The sequence below is a fragment of the Candidatus Pelagibacter communis genome, from assembly GCF_001179845.1.
GTDB classification, from domain to species: domain Bacteria; phylum Pseudomonadota; class Alphaproteobacteria; order Pelagibacterales; family Pelagibacteraceae; genus Pelagibacter; species Pelagibacter ubique_Q.
The window spans coordinates 1-3,515 of record NZ_CVSB01000034.1; the positions used below are offsets into that span (position 1 = coordinate 1).

Consider the following 3,515-nt stretch of genomic DNA (forward strand, 5'->3'; position numbering starts at 1 on the left):
ATTACTTTTTCATTACCCACAATACTTTGAATAATTGCTTCATGACCAATACCATTTTGAAAAGACATGAATACTGTTTTGTCTCCTATGATATTTTTAATACTATTTAATGCAGGCTCTAAAGCTGTAGCTTTACACATAACAATTACAGCATCAACTTTATCTAACGATGATGGATCTGAAGTGGCTTTAACTTTGATTACTCGATCACCGCCATGTCCATCCATTTTTAAACCATCTTTATTAATTGCATCTACATGCTCTTTCCAAACATCAATTAAAATTACATTCAAACCTTTTTCGGCAAGCAAACCACCAAACAAGCAACCCATTGCTCCTGCACCAAGTACAGCTACTTTCAAATCTTTATTAATCATCGTTACCTTATTTAAAATTATTTATGTATAGAAATTATATATATTATCTATAGACATTATGCAAAATAAATTATAGCTTATTAACATCATGCAATTAAAAATAGAAAAAGGAACTTTTAAAGATTACTCATTAGAAGATATTTCAGATGCATTAAGAAAAGGATTGTCTGAAAATTTCAAAAATGTTGAAGTAGAAGTGGTAGAATGCCCTAATCTTAGAGATTGGGATTGTCCATCTGAAGGAATAAGCGGAAATCAAAAAATAATAGATGTTGGTGGAGAACCTTATATGCATGATCCAAAATTTATTGGTGCAGAGTTTGACTATCAAGAAATATCCAAAATGATCAACTCTGAAAAATCTTATGCCTTAGGAGCTGGATCAGGTGCAATGTCATGTTTAAATGGTCACTGTGGAGAATTAGTTATAAATGAAAATTTAATTACGGATGAGTCTAAATCAATAATAGCAAGAGTAAGCCCAGATAAAAAATGTATTGTTGAAAAATATTCTGCAAAAAAACATGGTGGACTTGGAAACATTTATTACACTGATGGTAAACAAGGAAAAGTTATTAAAATAAAAATCAAAGGTAGAAATGGAGAACAAGGTTCTTTGCCCCAAGCAATGAGGTCTTCTTTATCAAAAAATTTAAAAATTAAAGATAATGAACATTTATCTCTTGCTGGCGTGTTTAGAGTATTAAATGGAAAAATAAGATCGCACGTGCAACCTGATTATAAAGATATTAAACATGAGTATTATGATCCAAAACAAATGAAATGTGTAAAAGATTTTCTTCAATTTTATGAACCTGTTGGACCAAAATTGCAATGTTATACTGTTCTTTGGACTGGTGATCCTACTGGAGGAAAATTAAATTTAAGAGAGTCTGGTGAACATACTCACTTTCATTCTTATGAACATAACAGAGATGCTGGGCATTATCATTTTGACGTAACACCTGAAGAAATAGAATATGAAGGTTATTTTAACACTGCTACAGAAGTACATAGAGTAAATAACATTTATAAAGAACTACTAAGTAAAAATAGTATTGAATAGAAAACTCAATGAGTTTAAATTTATTTAAATGAAAAGACAGTTCAAGTACCCTAAGCACTTTGAAGAACAAAAAAAAATACCAAAACTTACTCAAAAAAGAATTCAATTAGCAGAAATATCACTTGGCGATTTTGAAGGAAGGTTAGCCAATGAATTATTGAATTGGTTCTCCTTAACTCCACAACATTGGATAATGTTGCATATGGTTATGCTTGCTTATTATAAAAATAAATCAATTACTAAAAATCAATTACTTAAAGTAATCGAGAAATCATATTTAACCTCAAATGTTTATATCGATACTGCAATTAAAAAAGGATATTTTAGAATTATTAGAAACGAGCGAGATAAAAGATCTATATTTATTTTACCTTCAGTAATTACAATTAAAACTTTTGAAGAATTTATTGACAGAAGAGATATTCTTTATAAGGGAGTTAAATAGTTTACCTAGTAAGCTTTAGACTCTTCTTTTTTCGAAGAACCTTTCATTTTTTCAACAACAGCTTTTGCACCAGCACTTAAAGCTCTCTGATCAGCTCCAATAGTTACAAAATTAAAACCTTTACTTATCATTTTTTGTGCATATTCAGGTGTACCATTATGAATACCTGCAAAGATATTGTTTTTCTTTGCATGCTCTAATATTCTTAATATTTCCGAATAAGCTTTTGTGTTTTCTGCTCTATCAAAACCAGGCTCTTCACCTATAGCTAAACTTAAATCAGCTGGTCCAATATAAATTCCATCAACACCAGGTGTTGACATAATTTCATCTAGTTTTTCTAAAGACTCTTTTGTTTCGATCATAGCTAATTTGAGCATTTCATCATTTGCATGTTTTGCATAATCTGAACCTCCATAGATTAATCCTCTAACCGGACCAAAACTTCTATAACCATGAGGAGGGTACATGCAAGCTTGAACAAATCTTTCTGCTTCTTCTTTATTACTTACCATTGGACATATAATTCCATAACAACCCGCATCTAGAATTTTCATTATTTGACCTGGCTCATTCCAGTTTACTCTAGCTAAAGGAGTTACATCTGTTGTTGAAATTGTTTGAAGCATTGGGAGTGCATTAGTGTAATCAACTAAGCCATGTTGCATATCTATTGTTAGAGAATCCCAACCTTGATGAGCCATTACTTCAGCTGAAACAGTACTAGGTATTTGAAGCCAACCATTGATAACAGGTTTCCCTGCCTTCATCATTTCTTTAACTTTATTTTTTCTCATTTTTAGATTTTTAAGCCCATGTGAGTATATTTCACATTTAGATAATCTTTGATTGCACCTGACCCACCTTCACGACCATAACCAGTTTGTTTTATTCCTCCAAATGGTGCTTCAGCAATTGCAACAACACCAGTATTTACTGCAACACAACCAGACTCTAATTTTTCAGATCCAATATGAGCTTTATCCATGGAATTTGTATAAAGGTAACTACATAAACCTAAGTCGTTATCATTTGCCCTTTCAATTACTTCATCAAAGGTTTTAAAAGTTAATATTGGAACTAGTGGACCAAAAGGTTCTTCTTTCATTATTGTAAAATTATCTTTTACATCATCAAATACAGTTGGCTCATAATAATAACCTTTATTAAAACCAGAAGGTCTTTGTCCACCCATTAATACTTTAGCTCCTTCTTTTTTTGTTGTTTCAACTAACTTTTCAATTTCTTCTAATCTCTTAGCGGTAGTTAAAGGTCCAAGATCCACACCCTCATCCATACCGTTACCAATTTTTAATTTTTTTGCTCGTTCCATAAAAGCATTAACGAATTCATCTTTTCTATTTTCTTGGATATAAAATCTATTTGGTGAAATACAGACTTGTCCATTATTTCTGAACTTACCAGTTATTGCTATATCAGCTACTTTATTCATATCTACATCTTCACATACAATAAAGGGAGAGTGTCCACTTAACTCCATTGTAACTCTTTGAACTTTGTCGGCTGCTTTTTTTAAAATAATTTTACCTACTCTAGTAGATCCAGTAACTGAGACTTTTTTAATTATATCAGACTCCATTAATTCATTTGATATTTCAGCAGGATC

Annotated in this window: 5 protein-coding genes; 2 read left to right on the forward strand and 3 right to left on the reverse strand. The window is 31.1% G+C overall.

Annotated elements, in window-relative coordinates:
• On the reverse strand, positions 1-377 hold a 377-nt coding region (locus tag AMN81_RS03050), incomplete at its 3' end, for a ketopantoate reductase family protein (protein ID WP_179850561.1).
• 88 nt (positions 378-465) lie between these two features.
• Between AMN81_RS03050 and AMN81_RS03055 the strand changes: the two genes are divergently transcribed.
• Complete coding sequence (locus tag AMN81_RS03055; RefSeq protein WP_072090654.1) at positions 466-1,443, forward strand: DUF1907 domain-containing protein; 978 nt, start codon at positions 466-468, stop codon at positions 1,441-1,443.
• Positions 1,444-1,471: 28 nt separating this feature from the next.
• The gene (locus AMN81_RS03060) at positions 1,472-1,888 is read left to right on the forward strand and encodes a MarR family transcriptional regulator (protein ID WP_072090655.1); all 417 of its coding nucleotides are present in this window, start codon (positions 1,472-1,474) and stop codon (positions 1,886-1,888) included.
• Positions 1,889-1,893: 5 nt separating this feature from the next.
• Here AMN81_RS03060 and AMN81_RS03065 read toward each other — a convergent pair whose 3' ends face one another.
• Complete coding sequence (locus tag AMN81_RS03065; RefSeq protein WP_072090656.1) at positions 1,894-2,685, reverse strand: HpcH/HpaI aldolase family protein; 792 nt, start codon at positions 2,683-2,685, stop codon at positions 1,894-1,896.
• 2 nt (positions 2,686-2,687) lie between these two features.
• Positions 2,688-3,515: aldehyde dehydrogenase family protein (locus AMN81_RS03070; protein WP_143312057.1), on the reverse strand; the 828-nt coding region annotated here is incomplete at its 5' end.